General features: G+C 70.9%; 20 protein-coding genes and 1 pseudogene. 10 read left to right on the top strand and 11 right to left on the bottom strand.

Going from position 1 to position 25,452, the window contains the following annotated elements; translation table 11 throughout:
• Nucleotides 1-52 precede the first annotated feature (52 nt).
• From OG257_RS07245 to OG257_RS07230, 4 genes are all read left to right on the top strand, one after another.
• Entirely contained in the window at nucleotides 53-574 is a 522-nt protein-coding gene (locus OG257_RS07245) for a peptidase inhibitor family I36 protein (RefSeq protein WP_329205796.1), read from the top strand.
• Nucleotides 575-667: 93 nt separating this feature from the next.
• A complete protein-coding gene (locus tag OG257_RS07240) occupies nucleotides 668-1,552 on the top strand; it encodes a hypothetical protein (protein WP_329205794.1) in 885 nt (294 codons plus the stop codon).
• Nucleotides 1,553-1,641: 89 nt separating this feature from the next.
• Nucleotides 1,642-2,673, top strand: a complete 1,032-nt coding sequence (locus OG257_RS07235) for an ArsR/SmtB family transcription factor (protein ID WP_329205792.1) — start codon at nucleotides 1,642-1,644, stop codon at nucleotides 2,671-2,673.
• Nucleotides 2,674-2,766: 93 nt separating this feature from the next.
• The gene (locus OG257_RS07230; RefSeq protein WP_329205790.1) at nucleotides 2,767-4,863 is read left to right on the top strand and encodes a DUF1996 domain-containing protein; all 2,097 of its coding nucleotides are present in this window, start codon (nucleotides 2,767-2,769) and stop codon (nucleotides 4,861-4,863) included.
• Between the two features lie 67 nt (nucleotides 4,864-4,930).
• Here the strand turns inward: OG257_RS07230 and OG257_RS07225 are convergent, their stop codons facing one another.
• The 8 genes and pseudogenes from OG257_RS07225 to OG257_RS07195 form a co-directional block, all read right to left on the bottom strand.
• A complete protein-coding gene (locus OG257_RS07225; protein WP_329205788.1) occupies nucleotides 4,931-7,075 on the bottom strand; it encodes an alpha-galactosidase in 2,145 nt (714 codons plus the stop codon).
• 20 nt (nucleotides 7,076-7,095) lie between these two features.
• A complete protein-coding gene (locus OG257_RS07220) occupies nucleotides 7,096-9,153 on the bottom strand; it encodes a beta-galactosidase (protein ID WP_329205786.1) in 2,058 nt (685 codons plus the stop codon).
• Nucleotides 9,153-10,046 (bottom strand): carbohydrate ABC transporter permease, encoded by an 894-nt coding sequence (locus tag OG257_RS07215; RefSeq protein ID WP_329205784.1) that lies wholly within the window; start codon nucleotides 10,044-10,046, stop codon nucleotides 9,153-9,155. The genes OG257_RS07220 and OG257_RS07215 overlap by 1 nt, the downstream gene beginning before the upstream one ends.
• Nucleotides 10,043-10,954: a carbohydrate ABC transporter permease gene (locus OG257_RS07210; RefSeq protein WP_329205782.1), complete on the bottom strand. Its 912-nt coding sequence runs from the start codon at nucleotides 10,952-10,954 to the stop codon at nucleotides 10,043-10,045. The genes OG257_RS07215 and OG257_RS07210 overlap by 4 nt, the downstream gene beginning before the upstream one ends.
• Before the next feature lie 62 nt (nucleotides 10,955-11,016).
• A complete protein-coding gene (locus tag OG257_RS07205) occupies nucleotides 11,017-12,396 on the bottom strand; it encodes an ABC transporter substrate-binding protein (RefSeq protein WP_329205781.1) in 1,380 nt (459 codons plus the stop codon).
• Nucleotides 12,397-12,758: 362 nt separating this feature from the next.
• Nucleotides 12,759-13,751: a LacI family DNA-binding transcriptional regulator gene (locus tag OG257_RS07200; protein ID WP_329205779.1), complete on the bottom strand. Its 993-nt coding sequence runs from the start codon at nucleotides 13,749-13,751 to the stop codon at nucleotides 12,759-12,761.
• Nucleotides 13,752-13,834: 83 nt separating this feature from the next.
• Nucleotides 13,835-14,033: pseudogene (locus OG257_RS37215) on the bottom strand (NF041680 family putative transposase); the annotation flags it as partial.
• Between the two features lie 858 nt (nucleotides 14,034-14,891).
• The gene (locus OG257_RS07195; protein WP_329205777.1) at nucleotides 14,892-15,245 is read right to left on the bottom strand and encodes a DUF6204 family protein; all 354 of its coding nucleotides are present in this window, start codon (nucleotides 15,243-15,245) and stop codon (nucleotides 14,892-14,894) included.
• Between the two features lie 65 nt (nucleotides 15,246-15,310).
• On the opposite strand from OG257_RS07195, the gene OG257_RS07190 reads away from it, so the two are divergent.
• Nucleotides 15,311-16,207, top strand: coding sequence for an arginase family protein (locus OG257_RS07190; protein ID WP_329205775.1), 897 nt, complete (start codon nucleotides 15,311-15,313; stop codon nucleotides 16,205-16,207).
• A gap of 95 nt (nucleotides 16,208-16,302) precedes the next feature.
• Entirely contained in the window at nucleotides 16,303-18,273 is a 1,971-nt protein-coding gene (locus OG257_RS07185) for a DUF5107 domain-containing protein (RefSeq protein WP_329205773.1), read from the top strand.
• Nucleotides 18,274-18,351: 78 nt separating this feature from the next.
• On the opposite strand, the gene OG257_RS07180 is transcribed toward OG257_RS07185, so the two are convergent.
• The 3 genes from OG257_RS07180 to OG257_RS07170 all read right to left on the bottom strand — a co-directional run bounded on the left by OG257_RS07180 (nucleotide 18,352) and on the right by OG257_RS07170 (nucleotide 21,176).
• Nucleotides 18,352-18,705, bottom strand: a complete 354-nt coding sequence (locus tag OG257_RS07180; protein ID WP_329205772.1) for a VOC family protein — start codon at nucleotides 18,703-18,705, stop codon at nucleotides 18,352-18,354.
• Nucleotides 18,706-18,775: 70 nt separating this feature from the next.
• Complete coding sequence (locus tag OG257_RS07175) at nucleotides 18,776-19,585, bottom strand: methyltransferase domain-containing protein (protein ID WP_329205770.1); 810 nt, start codon at nucleotides 19,583-19,585, stop codon at nucleotides 18,776-18,778.
• A 94-nt stretch (nucleotides 19,586-19,679) separates the two neighbouring features.
• Nucleotides 19,680-21,176 carry a bifunctional phosphatase PAP2/diacylglycerol kinase family protein gene (locus OG257_RS07170; RefSeq protein WP_329205768.1) on the bottom strand — a complete coding sequence of 499 codons (1,497 nt, stop codon included), beginning with the start codon at nucleotides 21,174-21,176 and terminating at the stop codon, nucleotides 19,680-19,682.
• A gap of 216 nt (nucleotides 21,177-21,392) precedes the next feature.
• On the opposite strand from OG257_RS07170, the gene OG257_RS07165 reads away from it, so the two are divergent.
• The 4 genes from OG257_RS07165 (at nucleotide 21,393) to OG257_RS07150 (ending at nucleotide 25,451) form a co-directional block, all read left to right on the top strand.
• Nucleotides 21,393-22,166, top strand: coding sequence for an IclR family transcriptional regulator (locus tag OG257_RS07165; protein WP_329205766.1), 774 nt, complete (start codon nucleotides 21,393-21,395; stop codon nucleotides 22,164-22,166).
• A complete protein-coding gene (locus OG257_RS07160) occupies nucleotides 22,163-23,011 on the top strand; it encodes an SMP-30/gluconolactonase/LRE family protein (protein ID WP_329205764.1) in 849 nt (282 codons plus the stop codon). The genes OG257_RS07165 and OG257_RS07160 overlap by 4 nt, the downstream gene beginning before the upstream one ends.
• A gap of 165 nt (nucleotides 23,012-23,176) precedes the next feature.
• A complete protein-coding gene (locus OG257_RS07155) occupies nucleotides 23,177-24,415 on the top strand; it encodes an aminotransferase class I/II-fold pyridoxal phosphate-dependent enzyme (protein WP_329205762.1) in 1,239 nt (412 codons plus the stop codon).
• Between the two features lie 13 nt (nucleotides 24,416-24,428).
• On the top strand, nucleotides 24,429-25,451 hold the full coding sequence (locus tag OG257_RS07150) for an MBL fold metallo-hydrolase (RefSeq protein WP_329205760.1): 1,023 nt from the start codon (nucleotides 24,429-24,431) through the stop codon (nucleotides 25,449-25,451).
• Nucleotide 25,452 lies beyond the last annotated feature (1 nt).

The raw sequence follows: 25,452 nt of genomic DNA, 5'->3' as shown, positions 1-25,452 counted from the left end.
CACTATGCGTTCGAAAGTCAGTCGGAATGTGGGGCAAGTGAAGGGAACGCACGTGTCCAAGACCATCTCGCAGGTGCCGCTTCGACGCCTGAGAACCTTGCTGATCGCTGTCATCTCGGTGTTCGCCGTGATGCTGGCCGTACCGGCCGCGGACGCCGCGGACAAGGACAAATCGATCAACAGTCGTCCGTCCGCCGCCGCGGCAGCCCCCGCCAGCGTAGGGACCCTGGCGGTCCCCGCCGGCTGCACCGCCGGCAACCTGTGCTTCTGGGTGAACGACAACTGGAACGACGGGCCCGGCCGGCTCTACGGCGACAACCCCGACTGGGGTGTGTACAGCCACTCGACGTGCCAGACGGGCACATGGGCGGACTGCGCCTCGTCCGTGTACAACAACGGCAACAGCTGTACAGCAACCGTGTACTACCTGGAGAACTACCGGGCCCCCAAACTGACCATCTCTCGACAGAGCGGCTACAGCTCCTTGTCCGCGGTTCAGTTGGGCTACGACGACGACGGGAACTGGGTCCCCGGGAACTGGAACGACAACATCCGTTCCAACAAATGGTGCTAGCTGGTCAGACAGCGAATCCACTCTTCACGGAACGGTGGGCTCTTCATGCCGGCGCGCTACGCAACCCTGACGCGACCCGCGATCGTCGCCGCCATGCTGCTCGACCTCGTCGGCTGCGCCTTCGCGCAGTCGGCGGGTCGAGGCGACGAAGCCGCGGCCGACAAGCCGACACTCGGCGCGGCCGCTGTCGCACTACTTACCAAGGACGACTCCTACTACGCGGATCAGCAGATTCTCCAGGCGGCAGAGCTCAAGCTCAGTGACAGGTGCATGAGGCAGCAGGGCTTCCGCGATCCGGCGGTCGATGCCCCGGCACAGATCGATCGCGACGAGGACTGGCATCCCGATCTTCAACAGCGCCGCATCCACGGTTACCGGCTGGGCGAGGCAAATGACAAGTCGGCGTCTGAGGGCAGTGTCGATGTCTATCTGCGGACGCTCTCGGCCCGGCAGCGGGAACGATTCCACCAGGCGCTGGCCGGCGGGTCGACCGACCAGACTCCCCTCACACTCAGCAGCGGTCAGACTTTCACCTTCCCCACCGCCGGCTGCATCGCCGAGAGCCGTGGACAGCTCTACGGCTCGCCGACCACGGCCGCTCGCATCGAGTTCATCCCACAAGGTCACTACGTGGGCCTGTACTTCAAAGCCATTGAGGACACCCGTTACCACCGCGCCATCGAGGTCTGGGGCGGCTGCATGCACGGCCGCGGCTATCCCTTCGCCACCCAGAAACAGGCGCGTGCTCAGGCCGCGGCTGCCCACAAGTCCAGCAGTGCGACGGCCGCTGCGAAGCAGGAGATCGCCATCGCGGTCGCGGACGCGCAGTGTGCCGGCACTGCCGGGCTCACCCAGACCGTCCAGGGGCTCCTGCGCGGCTACGCCAAAGGGCTGCCGGCCGCCCAGGCGAAGGAGCTGGAGGAGCTGGCTGCCATGCGCACCGAAGCTGTCCGACGGGCGGAGGATCTGGTCAACTGAGGTGCTGTCATGCAGCCGGCACGCCGCGCATCCGCTGAAGCACGTCGGTCGCGACCCACCTCGGTCGCGAACCGCCTTGGGGGGACCACTTGCTCCGGATCCACTTCACCGACGCCGACCTCGCCAGAGTCACGGTCGCGACCAGGCCCGATCCCCTGTGGGAGATCACGGGCAGTCTCCATCGTCTGCAGACCCGCAACGGACGCTGGGCCTACGCCGACTGGCTTCGGGACTTCGGGCCCCGCATCCACGAGGCCGGTCTGTCCCGGGCGTTACGCACCGTGCTGCTGCCGCTGTTCGTGCGGGCGGCGTACTTCCCGGACTTCCTCACTCCCGCAGCAGGGGCGGCCGGGCTGACACCAGGGCTGAAGGCCGTCCTGGACGCGCCCGCCAAGCACGTCGAGGGCGAGCTCGACCTGCTGACCCGGAGGGTGATCTCCACACCGCCCGGGCTGCGCCGGTTCGCGGAGCGCGACCAGCGGGAAGACCTGGTCCGGCTGCTGCGCGAGTATTACGACGCTGTGATAGCACCGCACAGCGACCGGATTCTTGCAGGTGTGACGACGGATCGGCTGATGCGCAGCCGTGCACTGCTGTCCGGGGGCGTCGCCGGGCTGCTGGACAGCCTGACCCCCAGGATGCGCTGGCGGCCGCCGGTCCTTGAGGTCGACTACCCGGCCGAGGACCGCCACTTCCACCTCGACGGCCGTGGCCTGACCCTCGTGCCCTCCTACTTCTGCTGGAACTTTCCGGTCGCCCTGGCAGATCCCTCGCTTCCTCCGGTGCTGATCTACCCGTTGAACCATGAGCCGAGCGCGACAACCAGCCGGCACTGCGAGGACAACCATCCTCTGGCGGCCTTGATCGGCAGCACCCGTGCCGTGCTCTTGCGGATCGTTGCGAACGGAGCCTCCAGCAGTGAACTCGCGCGCCTCGCCGGGATTTCCCCGGCGACCGTCACCTTTCACACCCGGGCGCTCCGGGACGCGAAGCTCATCAGCAGCCAACGGCACAGCAGTGTCGTTCTGCATGTCCTGACGCCGTTAGGGGCTGCCCTGCTCAGGGGGACGGTGCCGAGCGAGGAGGCGTCGGTGGGCCCCGTTGTCCCACCGAGGCTCTGAACACCTCACCGCCTTCTTACGTATGGGGGTGCGCACCCGGCTCACGGCCGGGGACATGCACGTCCGACACGGCAGAGGCGCAAGGAGTTCTCGGTGAGCAGGTCCACACGAAAACGATCGAAGAGAGGCAGACGCACCGTCGCCGCCTCGGCTGCGCTCATCCTCGGCGGCGGCGGACTCATCGTTGTCAACACCTACGCCGCGGCCGGTGAGGGCCAAGGCGCCTGGCCCGGCGGGGACACAGGGACCCGGACCCAGGAGGCCGGTTTCGGGGCGGCCACAGTCAGCTGTCCCGAGCTTGCCGACACCCTTACCGAGGTGCCGGAGGCGGCGAGGGCGGAGGTCGACCGTGAACTCGCCTCGCTGGACTCCCGGATCACGGACGCCTACCGGCGGTTCGCCGACCGCAGGCAGCGGATCGAGAAGGATCCGCAGGTCCTTGAGAAGGAGGTCCTCGGCCCGCTGAGGAGTGAGCGCGCGGCGGGCATCCAGCGGATTGCCTCAGCTGTGGAGAAGGCCGGGGGGACGCCTCCTGCCGGGCTCGAAGGGCTGGCCGCGTGTTCCGTGAAAGCGGACGAGGCGGACGGGGGTGCCGACGCGGCCGGGACAGTCGGCGAGGGGGCCTCCGACGCTCCGGTCCAGGAGCAGGACGGGGACATCGACGAACAGGCCGAGGGCAGCGGCGGACAGGCCGGCAACGGCCCCGCAGCGTCCGACTTCGCCGACATCACCTCCGTCGAGCCGCAGGCGGCCCGGCCGGTCTTCGGCGCCGACGCCTCCCGGGGAACCTTCGTGACCGAGTGCGGTGTGAACGCGAACGGGAAGTTCAACCCCGACAACGTCATCGTCGCGCCCGGCGTGAGCAACGGCGCGCACCACATGCACGACTACGTCGGCAACCAGGCCAACGACGCGTTCGCAAGCGACGACGACCTGGCCGCCGGCGCGACGACCTGCCGCGACCAGGGTGACCGCTCCACGTACTACTGGCCCGTGGTGCGGCTGCAGGACGGGCAGGAGGAGAAGGACGCCAGGGCGGGTGGTGGTGGAGCCGACCTGAACGTCGGCAAGATCCTCACTCCGTCGCAGGTCACCCTGACGTTCGTCGGCAGCCCCGCCGGCCGGGTGACGGCCATGCCGCGCTTCCTGCGGATCATCACGGGGGACGCGAAGGCGTTCGTCAACGGCGACAAGAACGCGAACGCCTCATGGAGCTGCACCGGTTCGGAGGACCGGCAGCTGCGCGACAAGTACCCGATCTGTCCGGCCGGCAGCCAGGTCGTACGCACCTTCGCGTTCCAGAGCTGCTGGGACGGCCAGAACACGGACAGCGCGAACCACCGGACCCATGTGGCGTTCGCGGACGGCAACGGCGCCTGCCCGGAGGGGTTCCGGGCGATCCCGCAGCTGGTGCAGCGGATCGTCTACGACGTACCGCCTCCGGACTTCGACGGTGAGAGGCCCGTGGTCTTCGCGCTGGACTCGTTCCCCGAGCAGCTGCACAAGCCGGTGACGGATCACGGCGACTTCATCAACGTCTTCGACGAGACACTGATGGCAGAGCTGGTCGGCTGCCTCAACGAGGGCCGGAAGTGCGGCGCCGGCGAAGGCAACGACGAGGGCGGGGCCGCCCCGGGAGCCGGAGCCGGAACCGGCGATCCCGGCAAGGACGCACCCGACCAGCCGGGCGGTGAGGACGGTCCGGAGCGGCCGGACGGTGAGAAGGAGTCCGGCCCTCAGAAACCGCCGCCCGCCGACGCACCGGCCGCGCAGCCCACCGCCGACGCACCGGCCGTGCGGCCCACCGCCGACGGAGCGAAGGCCGAGCGGCCCCGGCCGCCGCGCGGAAAGAGCACCGAGTTGCCCGCGCTTCCGTCCGGCGAGGGCGTCGAACCATCCCCTGCGCGAAGTGCCCCCGCCCAGGACGTGACACCCGAGGCGGCCCCCGGCGCGGAAGAGAGGGCCGCTGCCCCCGAGCCGCGGAGCGGGTCGAGCGAACCGGTCACCGGTGTCGTGGGCCAGAGCACCGGCTCCGTGCCGCAGGCGGAAAAGGGAACACCGCCCGGCAAGGGTGCACTGGCTTCCACCGGCGCCCAGTGGTGGCCCTCCGCCGCCGGAGCGGTCCTGCTGATCGTCGGCGTCCTGCTCTTCCGGGCGCGGCCGCGACGGCAGGCCACGCGCGATCGATGAGATCGGCCCCGCTCGCGTCCTCCCGGGCACGAGCGGGGCAGGGCCGGGACACCTGGACTGCCCGCCTTCACCCCACCCGGCGCAGACTCAGCATCCGGCTTGCGTACCCGCCGGGCGGCAGCTCTGCCGGCACCCCGTACGCGGCCAGCGCGGCGCCCCTGTGCTCCGTCCCCGGCGGGAGCGCCCCGCTGTCGTCGTCGACGCGGTACACCGCCTCCGGATCGAGACCGCGCAGCCGTAGCCGGGGCACGGCCGAGTGTTCCGCCGGTCCCACCCGCCACTGGAGGGCCACGGACTCGCCGCCGTCGCGCGCCACGAACTGCACGGCGTGAGAACGGTCCGCCGGGGAGCCCAGGCGGTACAGGTCGCCGGTCTGGATCGTGGACCGTACCTCCTTGTAGAGGGCGACGTACGCGGCCGTCTCGTCCAGTTCCACCTTCGACCAGTGCGTCAGGTCGCCGCCGATGCCGAGCGCCCCGGCCATCGCGCTGTGCAGCCGGAACCGCAGGGGCACGGCGCGCCGGGTGTACGGGTTCGGGCTGTCCGTCACCCAGGCGCCCATCACCTGCGCGGGATAGAGCTGCGAGAAGCCGTACTGGATGGTCAGCCGGTCCACCGCGTCCGTGTTGTCCGAGGTCCACGCCTGGTCGGTACGGGCCAGGCTCGCCAGGTCGACCCGTCCGCCGCCGCCCGAGCAGCTCTCGATCCGCAGGGCGGGGCGTGCGGCGCGCAGCCGATCGAGGACACGGTGGGCGCCGAGGGCGTGCTCGACGAAGACCCTGCGTCCATCAGGGCGGCGGGCCGCGGAACCCGCCTCCGTGAAGGACCGGTTGAAGTCCCACTTGAGGAAGTCGACATCGAACCCGTCGACCGTGCGGAGCAACCAGTCGAATGCCCAGTCGGTGACCTCGGGCCGCGAGAAGTCGAGTACCAGCTGGTTCCGCAGGGGGTGGGCGGTGCGGTCGGGCAGATGCAGGACCCACTCCGGCCGTTCGCGGAACAGATCGCTGACGGGATTGACCATCTCCGGTTCCACCCACAGCCCGAACCGCATGCCGAGTCCGTGGACGTGGTCGGCCAGCGGGCGCAGCCCGTCGGGGAAGGCGGCCGGCCGGGGGGTCCAGTCCCCGAGTCCCGCACGGTCGCTGTCACGGGCACCGAACCAGCCGTCGTCGACGACGAACAGTTCGGCGCCGGTCTGCGCGGCCAGATCGGCCAGTTCCCTCTGCCCGTCGAAAGTGACGTCGAAGGCCGTCGCCTCCCAGGAGTTGTACAGCACGGGCCGCGGTTCCCCGGGTGCGGGCAGGACCTGGTCCCGCACGTAGGCGTGGTAGGCCCGGGACGCCCCGCCGAATCCGCCCGGCGTGTACAGCCCCGTGCTCACCGGCGTCGTCCAGGTCTCGCCCGGTGCGAGGGAGATCTCCACGCCCTCGTGGCCGCTGCCGCCCAGCACGCTGCACCGGCCGTCCGCGGACCGCACCGCCGTCATCCGCCAACTCCCCGCGGTGGCGAGGGCGACGGTCCACACCTCGCCGCTCTCCTCGGTCGCGTCCCCGGCGTCGAGGGCGAGCCAGGGGTTGCTCTGGTGGCCGGTGTGGCCGCGCCTGCTGGTGAGCGTCGTCTCGCCGACGGCGAGAGGGGTCCGCCGCAGTTGGAACTCGTCCGCCCACTGCCCGTGCACGGAGCTCATCCGGTACGTCCGGAGGACGGGCAGGTTCCACTGTGCGGCAGAGTGCCGTACCAGCGACAGCGGCGGCTCCTCGCGTGCCCCGGTGTGCTGAACTTCGGTCCACCGTTCGATCACCGGGCAGTCCTGGCGGACCCGGTAGTGAAGGTGCCACCCGAGCGGGCGGCCGACGTCGCGGAGGCTGACCGACAGCTGCGCGCTGTCACCGTCCTCCCGGACGTCGTAACCGTCCACGACGGGCTCGGTCGCACTGGTGCCATCCGCGTACCGCACGTCCAGGGCAGGCGGGGCGAACCGCACCTGTCCGTCGACGGCCAGCTCCTCCGTGCCGTCGAGCGGGCTGTGGAAACTGCTCCCTGCGGAATCCGGCTCCCGCAGCACGAGGGCGTCCTCCAGGACGAGAGGCGCCCCCCAGTGCAGCAGGCGTACGGTGCCGGCGGACGCGTCGACCCGCAGCACGTAGCCGGTGTCGGCGGCGCGCAGGAGTACGGTCCCTGAGGGGCGGTCGATCTCGACGAGAGACATCAGCGGTCCTCTTCCCTGTGTCATACGGCCCGTTCCCCTACAGGCTGTTCCCGCAGGACCACGACATCCCCCGCTGGGACGCTTGCGCACCCCGACAGCGCCGAACCGTCCAGCCGCGTGTGGCCGTCGACGGGGACGGTCACCTCCCCGTCCGTGTGGTTGACGAGGAAGAGGTACGACCGGTCGCCGGCGCTGCGTCGTACGGCTTCGACGCCCGGGGGAACGGCGGCCACGGGGGCGGCCCCGGCCTCCCGGCACACGGAGTTCATCAGGTCGCGCAGGGAATGCGCGGGAAGGGCCGCCGCCGCGTACCAGCCGGCGCCGGCACCGTAGGAGTGCCGGGTCACGGCGGGGCCGCCGCGGGCGGGGCCCCCGTCGGGGCCGTCCACGAACCGCAGCCGGGCGGTACAGCCGCGCGACTCGACCCGCTCGGTCCACAGCAGCGCGCGGCCGCCGTCGGACAGGAGCGCAGACTCCCCCTCCCTCAGGGGGACGTACTCGTCGACGACGAGTCCGAGGAGGTCCCGGAACGCGCCGGGGTGTCCGCCGGTCCGCACCCGGTCATAGGCGTCGACGGCCCCGCTGAACGGGCCGAGCACGGCGTGGCCGCCGCCCCGCACGTAGGCGTGCAGGGCGTCCGCATCCGCGTCGGACACCAGATAGAGGCTGGGCGCGACGACGGCCCGGTACGGGGTCAGGTCGGCGTCGGGCGCCACAAGGTCGCAGGTGACGCCGAGATCCCACAGGGCCCGGTACCAGTCCCTGACCGTGTCCAGGTACCGCAGGCGCTCGGAGGGGCGTGCTTCGAGTTCCAGGGCCCACCAGGTGTGCCAGTCGAAGAGCAGCGCCACGTCCGCCTGCACCTGGGTGCCGCACACCTCGGCCAGGGTGGCGAGTTCGGCGCCGAGGGCGGTGACCTCGGCCCAGGTGCGGGTTCCGGTTCCGCCGTGCGGAAGCATCGCGGAGTGCCACTTCTCCGCACCCGCCCGGGACTGCCGCCACTGGAAGAACATGATGCCGTCGGCGCCGCGGGCCAGGTGGGTGAGGCTGTTGCGGCGCATCTCCCCGGGAGTCTTGGGCACGTTGACGGGCTGCCAGTTGACCGCGGACGTGGAGTGTTCCATGAGGAGCCAGGGGCGGCCGCCGGCCATGCCGCGGGCGAGGTCGGCGTTGAGCGCCAGGTCGACGTGGTTGCCGGGATCGGCCGCGACGAGATAGTGGTCGATGGAGACGATGTCGGAATGCCGGGCGAAGGCGTGCCCGTCGACCTTCTTCTCCAGGGTGCCCAGCAGGTTGGTCGTGATCGGGATGCCGGGCGCCAGGCCACGCAGGAGCGCCCTCTCCGCCCGGTGCCGGGTGAGCAGGGCGTCGGAGGAGAAACGCCGGTAATCGAGCTCCTGGCCCGGGTTGCGGAAGGCGGTGGTGTCGCGCGGCGGGTCGATCTCTTCCCAGTCGCCGTACCGTTGGCCCCAGAAGTCGGTACCCCAGACGTCGTTGAGCCGTTCCAGGGTGGTGTACCGGTCGCGCAGCCAGTCGCGGAAGGCAGCGGCGCTGGTGTCGCAGTAGCAGAGGGCGTTGTGGTTGCCCCACTCGTTGTGCACGTGCCACATGACAACGGCCGGGTGGGCGGCATACCGGGTCGCCAGCGCGGCAACGACGGCGTCGGCGGCCCGGGCGTAGTCCGGGCTGCTGGGGCAGAACGCCTGCCGGCTGCCGTGGGTGAGGCGGGCGCCGGACGCGTTCTGCGGGAGCGAGGTGGGGTGCGCCTTGCTGAACCAGGGCGGCGGCGCGGCGGTTGGGGTGGCGAGGTCGACGGCGATGCCGTTGCCGTGCAGCAGATCAAGGACCGTGTCGAGCAGCGACCAGTCGTAGGATCCCGCGCGGGGTTCGAGGCGGGACCAGGAGAACACCCCGAGGGTGACGAGGTTGACCCCCGCGTCGCGCATGAGGCGCACGTCCTCGTGCCAGACGTCCCCGGGCCACTGCTCCGGGTTGTAGTCGCCCCCGTAGGCGATTCCGCCGAGCCGCTCGGCGAGTGCGTCCAGGGGCTCGGCCGTAACGTTCTTCGGACCGGTCACTACTTCACCGCCCCGGCAGCCAGGCCCGCACGCCAGTAGCGCTGGAGCAGGAGGAACGTGATCACGATCGGCACGACCGAGACGAGCGCGCCGACCAGGGTCAGCGTCTGGAGCTCGGGCATCCGGCTGGTCTGTGACTGCCAGGTGAACAGGCCCAGGGTGACCGGGTAGAGACGCTCGTCCTGGAGCATGATCAGCGGCAGCAGGAAGTTGTTCCAGATGACGACGAACTGGAAGAGGAAGACGGTCACCAGGGCGGGCGACATCATGCGTAGCGCGATGCTGCGGAAGATGCGCCACTCCCCGGCCCCGTCGATGCGGGCCGCCTCGATGACCTCCTCGGGTATGGAGGCGGTGGCGAAGATCCGCGAGAGGTAGACGCCGAACGGGCTGACGACGCTGGGCAGGAACACCGACCAGAAGGTGTTGGTGGCGTCTGCCTCTGCGAAGAGCAGGAACAGGGGCAGCGCGAGTGCGGTGGCGGGCACCAGCACGCCGCCGAGGATCACCGAGAAGACCGCCTCACGGCCCTTGAACCGGTAGACGGCCAGCGCGTATCCGGCCATGGCGGCGAGGAGCGTGCCGACTGCCGCACCGGCCCCGGCGTACGCGAGGCTGTTGACGAGCCAGCGTGCGTACACCCCGTCCTGCTGCGCGAAGAGCGAGCCGAGGTTCTCGCCCAGGTGCCAGTCGGCGGGGAGCAGACCGGGCGTGCTGACCAGGTCGCTCTGGCTCTTGGTGGCGGAGACGAGCAGCCAGTAGACCGGCAGCAGCATGTAGCCGGCGACCAACGCCATGAACACGAACACCGGCACGGTCGACAGGCCGGGTATGCGGCGCGGGCGTACGGGCGCGGGGGCGTGTGCACCCTCGGTACGGGTGAGGAGGGTCATCCCTGCCTCCTGGCAGTGAAACGGAGAAACAGGAAGGACAGCACGAAGGTGGCCACGGCGAGCAGCACCGACAGGGCGGCGGCCTCGCTGTAGCGGTCGCCCGCCGCGAGCGAGTACGCGGCCAGGTTCGGGGTGTACGTGCTGGTCACACTGGTGGAGATGGCACGGAACACCTGCGGTTCGGTGAACAGCTGGAACGTGCCGATGAGGGAGAAGACGCCGGTCAGTACGAGCGCCGGCCGAATGACCGGCACCTTGATACGGAGGGCGATCGTCCACGGCCCGGCCCCGTCCACCCGCGCGGCCTCGCTGAGGTCGGCGGGCACAGCCTGCAGCGCCGCGTACATGATCAGCATGTTGTAGCCGGTGTAGGTCCAGGTGACGACGTTGCCGATCGACCACAGGATGGCGTCGGGGCCCAGGAGGTCGACGTCGATGTGCGCCGAACGGAGCAGGTCGACGACGGGGGAGAGGCGCGGGTCGTAGAGGAATGCCCACATCAGGGCGGCCACGACGCCGGGGATTCCGTACGGGACGAAGTAGACGAGGCGGAAGAACCGCTTGAGGCGGGCCACCGCCGAGTCGAGCAGCAGGGCGAGGGCGAGGGCGAGCGCGATCATCACCGGGATCTGCACCAGCGCGAAGAGCGCCACGCGCAGCAGGCTGTCCACGAAGAACGGCTCGGACACGACGTCGCCGTACTGCTCGAACCCGGCGAAGACCGTCTCGGTGCGGCCGAAGGTGCCACCCGTGCGCTCGGTCTTGTGCAGGCTCTGCCAGAACGCGTAGCCGACCGGCACGAGCGTGAAGAGCACGAAGGGAATCAGGAAAGGGGCGAGGAACGCGAGTGGTGCGAGGGTGTGGCGGTGGCGGCGGGGCGCCGCCACCGGGGTGCGGGTGGTCGTCACGGGTGACCTTCGGGTTGGGCCGTACCGGCGGAGCGGAGGCGGAAGAAGACCGGCCGGAGGGGTCAGTCCGTCACATCCAGCGACTGCTTGCGCAGCGACTCGACGCTCTGGGAGTCGGTGTCCTTCAGTACGTCGGCGAGCGTGCTGTCGCCTCCGGTGGCCTTCGCGGTGCCGTCACTGAGGAAGCGGTAGGTGTCGGTCATGGTCGGACCCCAGGTGAAATCGGTGTCGACGTTCGCCGATGCCTCCGAGAAGACGTCGAAGATCTTCTGCTTGCCGTAGAAGTCGACCGGCTGCTGCAGTGCCGGCAGTTCCAGACCGGCCGTGGCCGCGGGGTAGAGGCCGCCCTCCCGGTTGAGGATTTCCAGCGCCTTCGCGTCGGTGTTCAGCCACAGCGCGAACTTCGCCGCCTCGGCAGGGTGCTTGCTGCCCGCGAGGACGGCGGTGGTCGAACCGCCCCAGTTGCCTGCCTGCTTCTGGCCCTTCTCCCACTGCGGCATGGGGGCGACGGCCCACTTGCCGGAGGTGGACTTCGCGTTGTCCCGAATGGTGCTGTAGCCCCAGGCGGCACTGATCCAGGTGACGACCTCACCGTCGTTCCACGACTTGTACAGAGCGGGTGAGAAGCCCTGGAGGTCGGTGGCGACGAGCTCGTCGTCGATGAGCTTCTGCCAGTAGTCGGCCACCTGGCGGCTCTCGGGCCGGTCCACGCTGACCTTCCACTTGTCGCCGTCGCGCTCGAACATGGGGGCCTTGTTCTGCCACAGCAGCCCGGTGAACCAGTTCGGGTCGGTCTGCGAGAAGTGGGTGATGTACTGCCCCTTCTTCGCCGCCTTGATCTTCCGGGCGGCGGCCTCGTACTCCTCCCAGGTCGTCGGGGCGGTCAGGCCGAGCTTGTCGAAGACGTCCTTGCGGTAGAAGAGCGCCATCGGACCGGTGTCCTGGGGCACCGCCCAGACGCCGTCCTTGCCGTCGGCTCCGAAGTCCACCTGCGACCAGGTCCAGTCGACGAACTTCGATCCGGCTTCCGTCACGCCGTCGCACTTCGCTATGTCCGTCAGCCCACCCTTGAGGCGGAAGCTGGCCAGCGAGTCGTACTCGACCTGCCCGAGGTCGGGGGCCTTGCCGGCCTTCAGGGCGTTGGACAGGTTCTGGTACGTGCCCGCGTTGCCGGACGGCGTCGTCTTGAGTTTGACCTGGACATCGGGATTCTCGCTGTTCCAGAGGTCGACGGCCTTCTGCATGCCGGGTACCCAGGACCAGTAGTCGAGCGTGACCTTGCCGGAGGAGGGCTCGCACGCGGAGTCCGCCGAGTCCGTGCTGTCATCCGAGCCGCCGCCGCACGCGGTCAGCGCCGCGAGGGTGAGAACCACGCCCCCGGCCAAGCTGCGCCGGACGAGGGAGCCGCGCCGGGTGACCGGGCCGCGCCTAAGAACTGCCATGAGGGTGCTCTCCTTTGAGCCGACGCCGTCACGTCTGAGTGAGGCAATGGCGGCTACCTTCACAACAGAGATCAACAGAAGTCAACAGTTGCGGTGAATTTTGGTGTCCATCGCGACCGTTTCGTAATGCGGAAGAGTGTGGTGCTGTGGTCCTCGGACACGCTTTGAGCTGCGAATATGGCGTTGGTGGTGGTCCCGTGAGTCTGCGCGGAGAAGATGACGTAATCGATTACGTGACCGGCCGGTTCCGGGCGCTGATCGCGCCGTCCGGTGGGGCGGGGGAGCGTGCTGCGCACTGCCGTGAGTGCCGCGGGACAGCGGCGGGCCGACGGGCCGGCGAACGGGTCGGCGGACGGGTCGGTTCAGACGGTCCCGCGCGAGACGAACTCCGCCTTGACGTGCACGGTCTTCCGCGTGACGCGTCCGTTGAGGCGCTCGATGAGTAGCCGCGCAGCGGCCTTTCCCACGTCGACCGCCGGATATCTGACCGTGGTCAGACGCGGACGCACCAGCGATGCGAACGATGCGTCGTCATGGCCGATCAGGGCCACATCGCCGGGGATGCCGACGCCGAGTTCCTCCGCCTTGTCCATCGCGCCGATCGCGACGGCGTCGTTCGCACAGAAGACCGCGTCCGGGCGGTGTTTCATGCGCATCAGGTGCCCGAACCCCGTCGCGCCGGCCTCCCGGGTGTGCTCACCGCGCACGACCAGCCGGCCGGGGAGCGTGGTGCCGAACTGCACGGCCAGGGTCCGCAGCAGTTCCATCCGTGGGTCGCCGCCGGTGGCGTCCCGAGGGCCGGCGATCATGGCGATCCGCCGACGTCCGGCGCCCGTCACCTCCGTCAGCGCCGCGCGCATGGCGGCCCGCGCGTCCGGCGTCACCAGGTCTGTCTCCCCGAAACGCAGGTCGGCGCTGACGACCGCCGGGATACCTGCCTCCGACAGCGTCAGGAAGTCCTTCGCCACCAGCCGGAACGGGGTGATCACGACCCCCGCGAACCGCTGCTGGACCGCCTCCCGCAGGAATGCCCGCTCCTCGTCCCGGTCAGCCTTCGTGTCACAGACCATGACGTGCAGACCGAGCATCCGCAGCTCCTCCTGGAGGGAGGCCGCGAGCTGGGCGTAGAAGGGGTTGGACAGATCGGGTACGACCAGTGCCACGATGCTGGAACGCCCGGTCCGCAGGCTTCGAGCCACCGTGTTGACGGTGAAGCCCAGATCGGCGATGGCTGCTTCGACCACCCGCCGGGTCTCGTCCGCGACGGCTCGCTTGCCGGAGAGGACGTAGGACACGGTCGCTGTCGACACTCCGGCCGCACGGGCGACGTCGGCCATGGTGACCCGAACTGCCAACGCACACGCTCCCTCCGTACGGTTCGTCACCATACTTCACAGCGCGACACCGCAGCTCACGCGCCCGTTTCGAAGACCGGTCCGGGTGCGAGGGTGCCACAACCGCACGGGGCGGGGACGCGTGGTGCCGCCCGAGGGCGGCGGACTCCGGCTGGGGTGGCGGCCGGGTCCGGCGGTCTTCTCCCAGGGGCGGCGGAGGTCCTCGGCGAGCGGGCGGCCGAGCCGCAGCTGGGTGTGCGCGGTGATGACCAGCCACGTCCAACGGCTTCCCGCACTTTGCGTTCCCTTCCGGGCAACAGGCGCTCCCCCTGGGGGAGCGTATTCACCGCCGACTCGTCGTACGTTGGCCACCGGCTGCGCGGGCATCGGCGGAGGGCGGCCGTGCACCAAGGTGGGCGGGGAGTCGGGAGTCGCCGTGAGCTGGGAACCGGCCAACTTCACCGACTAGGCGAAAGGGGTTCGAACACGGACTCGGGCTCGCTCGTCGCCCGGTTGTGCGTACAAGAGGTTTGCGAGAGCGGGACTGCGGCGAATAACAGCGACGACCCGACACCCCATTTGGGCCGCGTGGCGCTCGACGGGGACATCGGTGAGGTGACGGTGCAAGTGCGGTTCACGGTCACTTCGCAGGACGACGGCAAGCGCGTCCTTTCGACGAGCGTACTGATGTCGAGTTGCGCAAGTTCCAGCCCAATGGGAAGGGCTGCGACCCGACACTTTTCCGAGCCGGGCTCACGGTCGACCCGGAGCGGGGAATGATCGCCGACAGCAGTTGAAGACGTGAGTTGACCGGCACTCAGCTCGTTCTTGATGGTCTGGACTCGAACGATTCCCCGAACGTGATCACTCGTAGGGGATTCCGGGGACGTGAACACGTCCTTCGTCTGATCCTGTGCTCCGTCTGAAGAGGCACGTGACCAGTACGAAGGCCATGGGAAATTAAGACCCTTTCGAAGTTCGGAACAGGTGCTGGGGCCACTACCGGGCGTGGGCTACGCGTGAAGCTTGGCCCCGGTCGTCAGCATCACCACCGCATGTACCGACCGGCGGTGACCCGGGACGCCGGGTCGGACTTTCATTTCGAGAAGCTTTAAAGGGCGACCCACGTGGCCGACTACTTCAAGCCGGACGGTAGACCACTCACGCGGCCCCGAACCCCCGCCGCCCCTTGTAGTTGATCTTCATCGTGTCCATGTCGGTCGCGGTGGAGCGCAGCACCCCGTATCCCAGGCCCCGCTCCGCGAGCTGCGTCTGCGCACGGTCCTCGGCGATCGCCACCGCCATCTCCTCGCCGTCCGCGGCATCCGAGACGACGACGTAGCGGAAGCTGAAGTGCTTCAGGGCGGAGTCATAGGTGAGGGTGCCCTCCTCGGTGAACTGCATCCCCGTCAGCCCGTGCTCCGGCGCCTCGGACAGCAACCGTTCCCGGTCCGTGTCCGTCAGCCCCTCCCAGGTGCCCCGCACGATCACCCGGTACGTGTGCTGCGTGTCCATCGTCCTGCCTGCCCTCTGCTCGAAAACCGTTGAGGACGAAGGCTACGGCGGTGAGGATGGAGCGCATGCGGAATATCGTGGTCCTCGACGCCCCTTCCAACCTGGGGCTCCGGCCCCCGGCGCCGGGCACCGTGCCCGGCTGCTACAAACTGGCCGGCGCGTTGCGTGAGCAGCGGATCGTGCAGCGCCTCGGGGCGTTCGAGGGCGGTGTCGTCGTACCGCCGCGCTACGACCTCGGCGACTGGCAGGAGGGCGACGGGGTCTTCAACGCGGCGGCCATCGCCCGTTACACCCGCACCCTCGCCGACCGTATCGAGGGCCACGTGAGAGCCGGTGAGTTCCCGCTCGTGCTCGGGGGCGACTGCTCCATCCAGCTCGGAGCGACCCTCGCCCTGCGCCGTATCGGGCGGTACGGGCTCGCCGCCGTCGACGGCTCCGCGGACTTCCGCCACCCGGGAAACAGCACCCGGATCGGCGCCGCGGCCGGGGAGGAACTGGCGCTCGCCACCGGTCGCGGGCAGGCCGACCTCACCGACCTGGAAGGGCTCGGGCCCTATCTCAGGGACGAGGACGTCCGGCTCTTCGGAATGCGCGACCACGACGAGGACCGCGCCGAGATGACCGCGCTGAAGATCTCCAACGCCACCGTCGGGGAGCTCCGGGAATGGGGCGTCGCCGAACTCGCGAACGGTGTGCTGCAGACCCTGGAGATCCCCCTCCTCGACGGCTTCTGGGTGCACCTCGACGCCGATGTGCTCGATCCGAGCGTCATGCCCGCCGTCGACAGCCCCGACGACGGCGGGCTGTTCCCCGACGAACTCGGCACGCTGCTGCGGATCCTGGTCCGATCGCCGCGCTGCGCCGGGCTCAACGTCACCGTCTACGACCCGGATCTCGACCCGGACGCCACCGCGGGCGCCCTGCTCACCGACGTTGTCGTCGCCGCCTTTGCCGAAGACTGACACCTCGACCCCCTGGCCCGGGCGCCGTCCAGCGTGTTCCATGGTCATCGGGGGGCGCCCGGACCTGTGGCGGCCCGCGAGGGAGCGAGGTTGTCTTGGCCACGACCGTACGACGTGCCGTACTTACCCTGCCCGCAGCACGAACCGGGCCGGAGAACCCACTGGCCGCGCTGCGGCCACTCGACGAGATGCACGCCGTCAGCAGCCGCGAACGGGACGGTCTGCCCCGGGACATGGCGCGGCAGCTCGGGCACGAGCCGCTGCGCACCGTCCTGCCGGTCCGGATCCTCGACGGGTACGGCCGTGACCGCACGCCCACCGCCCTGGACGCGATCGTCATCGAGAACGACCGGCTGCGCGCCACCGTCCTGCCAGGACTGGGGGGCCGTATCCACTCCCTCCACCACAAGCCGACCGGCCGCGAACTCGTGTACCGCAACCCGGTCCTGCAGCCCGCGGACTTCGCGCTCAACGGCGCCTGGTTCTCCGGCGGCATCGAGTGGAACATCGGCGCGACCGGCCACACCACACTGTCCTGCGCCCCGGTCCACGCCGCCCTCGTCACCGCCCCCGACGGCGGAGACATGCTCCGGCTCTGGGAGTGGGAACGCCTGCGCGACCTGCCCTACCAGGTGGACCTGTGGCTGCCCGAGGACTCCGACTTCCTGTACGTCGGCGTGCGCGTACGCAACCCGCACGAGCATCCCGCGCCCGTCTACTGGTGGTCCAACATCGCCGTGCCCGAGGACGAGCACACCCGTGTCCTGGCCCCCGCCGACGAAGCCTGGCACTTCGGCTACGAGCACACCCTGAACCGGGTCGCCGTCCCGGAGACCGACGGCACCGACCGCACGTACCCCCTGCGCAGCGAATACCCCGCCGACTACTTCTACGAGGTCCCCGACGGCGCCCGGCGCTGGATCGCCTCCCTCGACGGGGACGGCCACGGACTCGTCCAGACCTCCACCGACGTCCTGCGGGGCCGGAAGCTCTTCCTCTGGGGCAGCGGCACCGGCGGACGCCGCTGGCAGCGGTGGCTGACCGAGCCCGGCACGGGCGGGTACGCCGAGATCCAGGCCGGACTCGCCCGTACCCAGCTGGAGCACGTCCCTCTCGAAGCGGGCGCCGAGTTCAGCTGGCTGGAGGCGTACGGTCCGCTGTCCGCGGACCCCGCGGCCGTGCACGGTGACGACTGGGCGGCGGCCCGGGCCGAGACCGAGCGGCAACTTGCCCGTGCCCTGCCGCGTGCCGACGTGGACGGCGCGTACGAGGCGTGGCGCCGCTGCGCCGACACCGAACCGGGCGAGGTGCTCGCCACCGGCTCCGGCTGGGGCGCGCTGGAGGTCCGGCGCGCCGGGTACAAGCTTCCCGGTACGCCCTTCGACCGGTCCACGCTCGGTGAACAGCAGGCCCCCTGGCTGGAGTTGCTGGAACAGGGCACCTTCCCGCAACCACTGCGGGTCGCTCCGCCCGGACCGTCCCTGGTCTCCCCGCACTGGCGCGACATGTTGGAGACGGCACCCGCCGAACCCCTCACCGAATACCACCTGGGCATCGCCCAGTGGCACGCCGACGACCGGGCCCAGGCGGTGCGCAGCTGGGAGCGTGGGCTCCCGCTCGCGCCGTCCCGCTGGCCCCTGCTGCGATGTCTCGCCGTGGCTGCCCGGGAGAGCGGCCAGAGCGAACGGGCCGCCGACCACTACACCGAAGCCTTCGACGACCTGTGTGCGGAGCGCCGGGACGACGGCGAGATCTGGACGGCGGCGACGTCCGCACTCGGCCGTGAGGCCATCGAGGCACTGCTGACGGCCGGACGCACCGCCGCCGCCCGCGCGGTGCTCGAAAGCCTGAGCACGGAGATCCGGGCACGGGGCCGCTTCCGGCTGCTGGAGGCCCGAATCCTGCTGGCCGAAGGGGACACCGCGGCTGTGCGCGCGCTCTTCGACGCCGGCTTCGAGGTCGAAGACCTGCGGGAAGGGGCCGAGGTCCTGGACGAGATCTGGCGCTCCGTCACCGACGACCCGCTGCCGGACCTCTACAACTTCAGGATGCGTCCGCCGCGTTGAGACCCTGATCGCCGAGGACCGAGGTCGCCGCGCGCGATCCGGCCGATGACGCCACGGCGTTCATCGGCCGGATCCGCGTCAGGCGGACACGTTCCGGTCCACGTACTCGAAGACCGAGCCGTCCGGGTGCAGGGCGATCAGATTGCGGCCGGCCGGGGTGGGGACCGGGCCCGCGACGATCCGCGCCCCTACCCGGGTCAGGGCCGCGTGCGCCTCGTCGACATCCTTGACCGCGATGGTCGCAGACACCTTGCGCAGAATCTCCAGCTCCGACTCCGGGCCGCTCATCAGCAAGAAGCAGCCGATCGCCGCGACCGAGACCCCGCCACGCTCGAAGCGCAGCGCCGGAGTACTGGTGAGGCCCTCGTAGAAGGCCACCGAGGCCTCCAGGTCGTCGACGCAGATTCGCAGCGTGGTTCCCAGGATTTCCATGCCCACGAGGGTAGTCGGCGGCCGGACGGCATGTGATCGGATCCGCGCGGGAGCGCGGGAACGCGGGTGGTCAGGGCCGGCAGAGCACCTCGCCGTGCGGCACCATGAACCACCCGTCGGGCTCCTCGCCCCATGCGCGCCAGGCCGCCGCGACGGCCGTCAGTTGTTCGGCATCGGCATGTCCGCCGTCCACCGCCAGCTTCGCGTACACCGACGCCGTCGTACGGTCCGCCCACAGGCCGCTCCACCAGGCGCGGTTCTCCGGGGTGGCGAAGCACCAGGCCGCCGCGGTGGGGGTGATGTCGGTGAAGCCGGCCTGCCGGGCCCAGGACAGCAGTCTGCGTCCGGCGTCGGGCTCGCCCCCGTTGGCGCGCGCCACCCGTCCGTAGAGCTCCTGCCACTGCTCCATGCCCGGCACTTCCGGGTACCAGGTCATCGCCGCGTAGTCGCTGTCGCGCGCCGCGACCACACCGCCGGGCCGGCACACCCGCCGCATCTCGCGCAGTGCCTGCACCGGATCGCCCACGTGCTGGAGCACCTGGTGGGCGTGGACCACGTCGAAGGAGTCGTCGGGGAAGTCCAGCGCGTGCACATCGGCCGTGGCGAACTCGATGTTGTCCAGGCCGCGTTCAGCAGCCGTCGCGGCGGCCCGGTCGAGGATGTCGCGGCCCGTGTCGACAGCGGTCACCCGGCCCGGGGCGACCAGCGCCGCCAGATCGGCGGTGATGGTGCCCGGACCGCAGCCCACGTCCAGTACCGCCTGGCCCGGGCGGAGTTCACCAATGAGGTAGGCCGCCGAGTTGGCCGCGGTCCGCCATTGGTGCGAGCGCAGCACCGACTCGTGGTGACCGTGGGTGTACACGGCGGTCTCCTTGGGCATGGCGGTACGTCCTCTCTCGGGACTTCGCAAGCGGTAGGGCAACGGTACGCCGCGATGTCGCATCCTGAGATACGTGTCTTGCCATACGGACGGGCTAGACCGGCATCGGGCAGTAGACCGTCAACGCCTCCGGCAGCTTGTCGATCATCAACTCCTTTCCGGAGTGCGCCACTTCGCCGTCGTACGCGTACGGAGTGCCCGGCGCGAGGCCGGAGATGCGCACCCTGTGGCGCCGTACCGCCGCATGGACGGGTGAACGGGTCAGCGGTCCGGCGACCGCGGCGGCGAGCAGTCGCAGGGCCGGGGTCCGGCCGCCGTGCACCACCCGGACGTCCAGCAGGCCGTCCGCCAGGTTGTGCCGTCGGCCGGGCGCGGGGCCGACCCGCTGGAACAGTCCGTTGCCCACGAAGAGCAGCCACAGGGGCCGCCGCCGTCCCTGTACTTCCGCTGTCAGCGGGCGGGCGCCGCGCAGCGCCTCGGCGGCCGCCAGCACTCCTGCGGGCCAGCCGCCGATCCGGGGTGCCCAGCGCTCCCGGGTCCGTACGAGCTCCGGATACACCCCGAGGCTGAAGGCGTTGAGGAAGTAGCCGTGCGCCCCGCCGGGGCCCTGGGGGCCTGGCCGGAAGCGGCCGAGGTCCACCCGGACCGCGTCACCCGCGGCGAGCGCGGCCACCGTGTCCTGCACCGTCTCGATGCCGAGGTCGTAGGCGAAGTGGTTGAGGGTCCCGCCGGGGAACACGGCGAGCGGCAGGCTGTGCGTCGCCGCGACGGCCGCCGCCAGATTCACCGTGCCGTCGCCTCCGCAGACGCCCAGGGCCTTGCCCCGTCGTGCTGCCTTCTCCAGCGTCCCGGACAGATCGGCGGGCGCGCACTCCACCACCTCGGCGAGCGGCAGCGCCTCGCGGACCAGGTCGGCCGTAGCGGTCGCCGAACCGGATTCCTGATTGACGATCACGACCAGATCCTGCCCGGTCGGCATCGCCGGAGCACTGGCCGGCGGTCTCCCGGGCGCGGGCAGCTGTCCACGGGTCGGTACGACACCCCGCAGTGCGAACGCCGCCCCTATGCCGAGAGCCGCACCTGCCACCACATCGCTCGGATAGTGGACCCCGGTGTAGACGCGGGAAGCGGCCACGGCCACCGCGACCGGGGCGACGACCGCTCCCCAGCCCTTCGACTCCAGGGCGACGCCCGTCGCGAAGGCCGCGGCGGACGCCGCGTGCCCGGAGGGGAAGGACGTGGTGAACGGCTGCCGCTTGAGCTGTCGTATCACCGGCACCAGATCGAGTATCGGGCGTTCCCTGCGTACCGCGCCCTTGCCCACGGTGTTGATCGCGGCCGAGGCCACGGCCAGCGAGGCGATGCCGCGCAGTGCGGCCCTGCGTGAGCGTGCGCTGCTGCCCAGCGCCGCCATGCCTGCCGCCGCCCCGAACCACAGCAGCCCGTGATTGGCGCTGCGGCTCAGCCGGGGCAGCAGGGGCTCGGCGCCCGGCCAGTGCCGTTCGGCCACACTCTGGAATGCGGCGAGGTCGCGTTGGTGGAGCCAGGTCTGCCAGCGGGTGGGCGAGGAGAGGTTGCGCGGTGTCGACATGGGACAGCGAATACCCTGCCGCGGGGCCGTGAACCAGGAGGCGCGCACACCGACCCCTGTCGGAACCCGGCCGGATCGAGGACAATCCGATGAATTGCCCCGGTGTCCGGCCTCTGCGGTGCGTCACGGACATTGCCCGGACAAGTTCTCTGCCGTTAGCCTGCGTTCGTAATTCCGGCCATTGGCCGGAGTGTCGAACGAGATGGGTGGGCGATCATGGGGCGACTCGTCCCTGCGGTGACCAGGGCGCTGGACGTACTCGAGCTCTTCCTCCAGGGCGAGGAAACCCTCTCGGCCCCCGAGGTCACCCGCAGGCTCCAACTGCCGAGGACCACCGTCCACGAACTGCTCACCACGCTGGCCGCGCGCTCCTACCTCGTCACGGTCCCCGAGCAGCCCGGCCGCTACCGGCTCGGCGTGCGGACGTACCAGCTGGGCAGCCGGTACGCGGAACAGCTCGACCTGGCGGCCGAGGGGCAGCAGGTGGCCCGGGAGGTCGCCGAGACCTGCGGCGAGACGGTCCATGTGGCGATCCTCGAGGACACCGAGGTCATCTACATCGCCAAGGTGGACTCCACACACGCCGTCCGCATGGTCTCGGCCGCCGGGCGCAAGCTTCCCGCTCACTGCACCTCCGTGGGCAAGCTGCTGCTTGCCGCCCTGCCCGAGGCGGAGCTCGACGCCCGCCTCGCCGGCCGCGAACTCGTCGCGATGACGGACAACAGCCTCACCGACGCCACGGAACTGCGCGCCGCGCTCGGCGTCGTGCGCAAGCGGGGGATCGCGGTCGAGCACCGGGAGTCGAACCCGGACGTGAGCTGTGTGGCGGCGCCGGTCCGGGACCGGTCCGGACGTGTCGTCGCGGCGCTCTCCATCTCCGTGCCGATGATCCGCTGGAGCGAGGAGCGTGAGGAGGAGCTCGCGCAGCTCGCCGCGGGCGGCGCGGACGCGTTGTCCGGCAGGCTCGGACACCACCGGGCGCAGGGGTGAGGCCCACCGCGGAGGTGGCCGTACGGGAACCGGCCGAGCTCGGTGAGGGCCCCACCTGGGACCCGGCTGCCGGGCGGCTGATCTGGGTCGACATCCTCTCCTCCCGGATCCACACGTACGACCCGTCGAGCGGTCGCCGTACGGTCATGGCCACCGAGCAGCACGTCGGAGCGGCGAAGCCGCGGGCCGGCGGCGGGCTCGTGGTCAATCTGCGGGACGGCGTCGGCCTGTACGACCGCGACGGCGCCTTCTGCTGGCTGGCCCGCGACCCCGTTCCGGGGCGCCGGGGCAACGACGCGGCCGTGGCACCGGACGGCGCGCTATGGGCGGGCACCATGCGCTACGACGAGCGGGAGGCGGGCGGCAGCCTGTCCCGGATCGGGCCGGACGGCGGCGTGGCGGTCGTGCCGGACGCGGTGACGGTCAGCAACGGCACCGGCTGGAGCCCCGACGGGCGGCTCATGTACTACATCGACAGCCCGACACGGCGGATCGACGTCTTCGACGTGGAGGGCGAGCACATCCGCAACCGCCGTACGTTCGCCGTCGTCGAGCCGGGCGCCGGCTGGCCGGACGGGCTGACGGTGGACGCCGAGGGCTGTGTGTGGACCGCCCTCTGGGACGGTGCGGCCGTGCGGCGCTACACGCCGGACGGCCGGCTGGACCTGATCGTGGACCTGCCGGTCCGGCGGCCGACGTCATGCGCGTTCGGGGGGCCGGACCTCGCCGATCTGTACGTCTCCTCGGCCCGGACCGGTCTCCTGGCACCGCATCCGCTGTCGGGGTCCCTGCTGGTGCTTGCCGACGCGGGGCGAGGCGTGCCGGAGGTTCCGTTCGCGGGCTGACCGGCCCTTTTCCCGCCCTCTGTCGGTGGTGCGCCCGGCGGTGCCCCGGCCCGCCGGGCGCCTCCCGTCCGCCCCGGGCGCCACATCTGGGTCCGGTGCGGGGGCGGAGCGGGTGAAACCTCCGTATAAAGGGCCCAGGGTGATGCAGGCGGAGGAGGCCCCGGGATGCACTGGAGCGAGCGGAAGCAGCCCCACGCCGTCCGGCAGGACCACGGCCCCGTGCGGTACGGGCCGCCCGCCCCCGAACCCGGTCTTCCCGTGCTCCCGGAGCTGGCCGAGGTGCTGGCCGCCTCGGCCGCCAGGACCAGCCCCGAGCCCCCGGGTGGCGGAACGATCCTGCGGGAGGCCGCCTGCGCCTACTGGGAGCGGCGAGGCCTGCACAGCGGCCCCGGGGACATCGCGGCGGCCCCGGGCGCCCAGCCGCTGCTTCTCGCGCTCATCGCCGCGCACGGCGGCGATGTGCTCATGCCCCGCCCCAGCCCCGCCACCTGGATGCCGCAGGCGCGGCTGCTCGGCCGGCCCGCGTACCACGTGCCCACCCCGGCCGAGTGCGGCGGCATACCCGACCCGTTCGCCCTGCTGGAGACCGTACGCAGGGTGCGTGCCGAGGGCGGCAGACCCCGGCTGCTGCTGATCTCCGTGGTCGACGACCCGACCGCCACCGTCGCTCCGCCGGAGCTGGTCCGGGAGGTCTGCGAGGCCGCCGTCGGCGAGGGGCTGCACATCGTCAGCGACGAGACCTGGCGCGACACCGTGTACCGGCCCCTCGACACGGTCCTGCTCAGCCCCGCCGAGATGTGCCCCGACGACGTGACCGTCCTCGTGGACCTGGCCGGTGCGCTGACCCCGTCCGCGTGGCCGGTCGCCGTCGCCCGTTTCCCGGCCACCGGGCGCGCGGCCGTCCGCCGCGCACGCGCCCTCGACATCCTCACCGCCCTCGGCGCCCTCGTGGCGGAACCCGTCGCACGGGCGGCCGCCCACGCGCTGCGGGAACCGGAGGCGGTCACGGAAAGGATCCGGCAGGCCGCCGGCCTCCAGGCCCAGGTCGCCCCCGCCGCGCACCGTGCCGTGCTCACCGCCGGCGCGCTGGCCAGGCCTCCGCAGGCGGGCCGGCACCTCTACGCCGACCTCGGCCCGCTGCGCACCAGGCTGGCCGCCCGGGGCGTCACGGACTCCATGGAGCTGGAGGAGTACCTGACGCAGCGGCTCGGCACCCCGACTCCGGGCGGACACCGGTTCGGGGACGAACTGGGTGCCCTGAGGGTCCGGCTGGGCACGGGGCCGCTGCTCGGCTCAACCCCGCAGGAGCAGATGGAGTCCCTCACTGCGGTGGAGCCCTTGAAATTGCCCCATGTCGCACAAGCGTTGAGCATTTTCGCAGCAGCCCTCGATGAACTCCGATGACAGGAGCCTCTCGATGACGGAACAGACCGAGCGCCCGGTCGCGGATCCCGGCCCCGCGGCCACCGGCCGCGTCGTCCCGGCGCGCCCCCTCGGTGAGGTCCGGTCCTGGCCCAGCAGCTTCGCGGACCGCCTCACCGCCCCGCTCCCGGGTGTCAGGGGCATGACGCGGCTGGCCCGCGAGCGCGCCCTGCGGCCCAACACCGAAGGGCTGCGCGGGATCCACCGGCTGCCGTACGCTCCCGGCCCGCTGCCCGCCGCGGGGACGGACACGATGGCCGTCACCTGGGCAGGACACGCCAGCTGGATCGTCAGGGTCGGCGGGCTCACCGTCCTCACCGACCCGGTCTGGTCGCGCCGGATCCTCGGCACCCCGGCGCGGATCACCCCGGTCGGCGTCCGCTGGGAGGAACTGCCGCCCGTCGACGCCGTCGTCATCAGCCACAACCACTACGACCACCTGGACGCCCCGACGCTGCGCAGGCTGCCGCGGGCCACTCCGCTGTTCGTCCCCGCCGGGCTCGGCTCCTGGTTCCGGCGCCGCCGGTTCACCTGCGTCACCGAGCTCGACTGGTGGGAATCGGCTGAACTGGGCGGCGTGCGGTTCGACTTCGTACCCTCCCACCACTGGTCCAAGCGCACCCTCGTGGACACCTGCCGCTCACTGTGGGGCGGCTGGGTCCTCGGCGACCGGCAGGGGCGGCGGATCTACTTCGCGGGGGACAGCGGCTACGGGCACTGGTTCAAGGAGATCGGCCGCCGCTACCCCGGACTCGACCTGGCGATGCTGCCCATCGGCGCGTACGAACCGCGCTGGTGGCTCTCCGACGTGCACACGGACCCCGAGGAGGCCGTGCAGGCGTACGAGGACCTCGGCGCCCGCGCGATGGCACCGATGCACTGGGCGACGTTCCTGCTCTCCGCCGAACCCGTACTCGAACCGCTGATCCGGCTCCGTACCGCCTGGAACCAGGCCGGATACCCCCGCGAAGACCTCTGGGACCTGCCGGTCGGCGGCTCACGTGTCCTCGGCGGCTGAA

Source organism: Streptomyces sp. NBC_00683 (assembly GCF_036226745.1).
GTDB lineage: Bacteria > Actinomycetota > Actinomycetes > Streptomycetales > Streptomycetaceae > Streptomyces.
Note: the sequence above shows the minus strand (reverse complement) of the source record. Positions and strands in the feature narration are given on the sequence as shown.

What these genes read in the sequence shown, in the direction of transcription:
- OG257_RS07240 (WP_329205794.1), top strand. Translation starts at nt 668, where the DNA reads ATGCTGCTCGACCTCGTCGGCTGCGCCTTCGCGCAGTCGGCGGGTCGA.
- OG257_RS07195 (WP_329205777.1), bottom strand. Translation starts at nt 15,245, where the DNA reads ATGGACACGCAGCACACGTACCGGGTGATCGTGCGGGGCACCTGGGAG.
- OG257_RS07215 (WP_329205784.1), bottom strand. Translation starts at nt 10,046, where the DNA reads ATGACCCTCCTCACCCGTACCGAGGGTGCACACGCCCCCGCGCCCGTA.
- OG257_RS07190 (WP_329205775.1), top strand. Translation starts at nt 15,311, where the DNA reads ATGCGGAATATCGTGGTCCTCGACGCCCCTTCCAACCTGGGGCTCCGG.
- OG257_RS07225 (WP_329205788.1), bottom strand. Translation starts at nt 7,075, where the DNA reads ATGTCTCTCGTCGAGATCGACCGCCCCTCAGGGACCGTACTCCTGCGC.
- OG257_RS07170 (WP_329205768.1), bottom strand. Translation starts at nt 21,176, where the DNA reads ATGTCGACACCGCGCAACCTCTCCTCGCCCACCCGCTGGCAGACCTGG.
- OG257_RS07205 (WP_329205781.1), bottom strand. Translation starts at nt 12,396, where the DNA reads ATGGCAGTTCTTAGGCGCGGCCCGGTCACCCGGCGCGGCTCCCTCGTC.
- OG257_RS07180 (WP_329205772.1), bottom strand. Translation starts at nt 18,705, where the DNA reads ATGGAAATCCTGGGAACCACGCTGCGAATCTGCGTCGACGACCTGGAG.
- OG257_RS07165 (WP_329205766.1), top strand. Translation starts at nt 21,393, where the DNA reads ATGGGGCGACTCGTCCCTGCGGTGACCAGGGCGCTGGACGTACTCGAG.
- OG257_RS07150 (WP_329205760.1), top strand. Translation starts at nt 24,429, where the DNA reads ATGACGGAACAGACCGAGCGCCCGGTCGCGGATCCCGGCCCCGCGGCC.
- OG257_RS07155 (WP_329205762.1), top strand. Translation starts at nt 23,177, where the DNA reads ATGCACTGGAGCGAGCGGAAGCAGCCCCACGCCGTCCGGCAGGACCAC.
- OG257_RS07175 (WP_329205770.1), bottom strand. Translation starts at nt 19,585, where the DNA reads ATGCCCAAGGAGACCGCCGTGTACACCCACGGTCACCACGAGTCGGTG.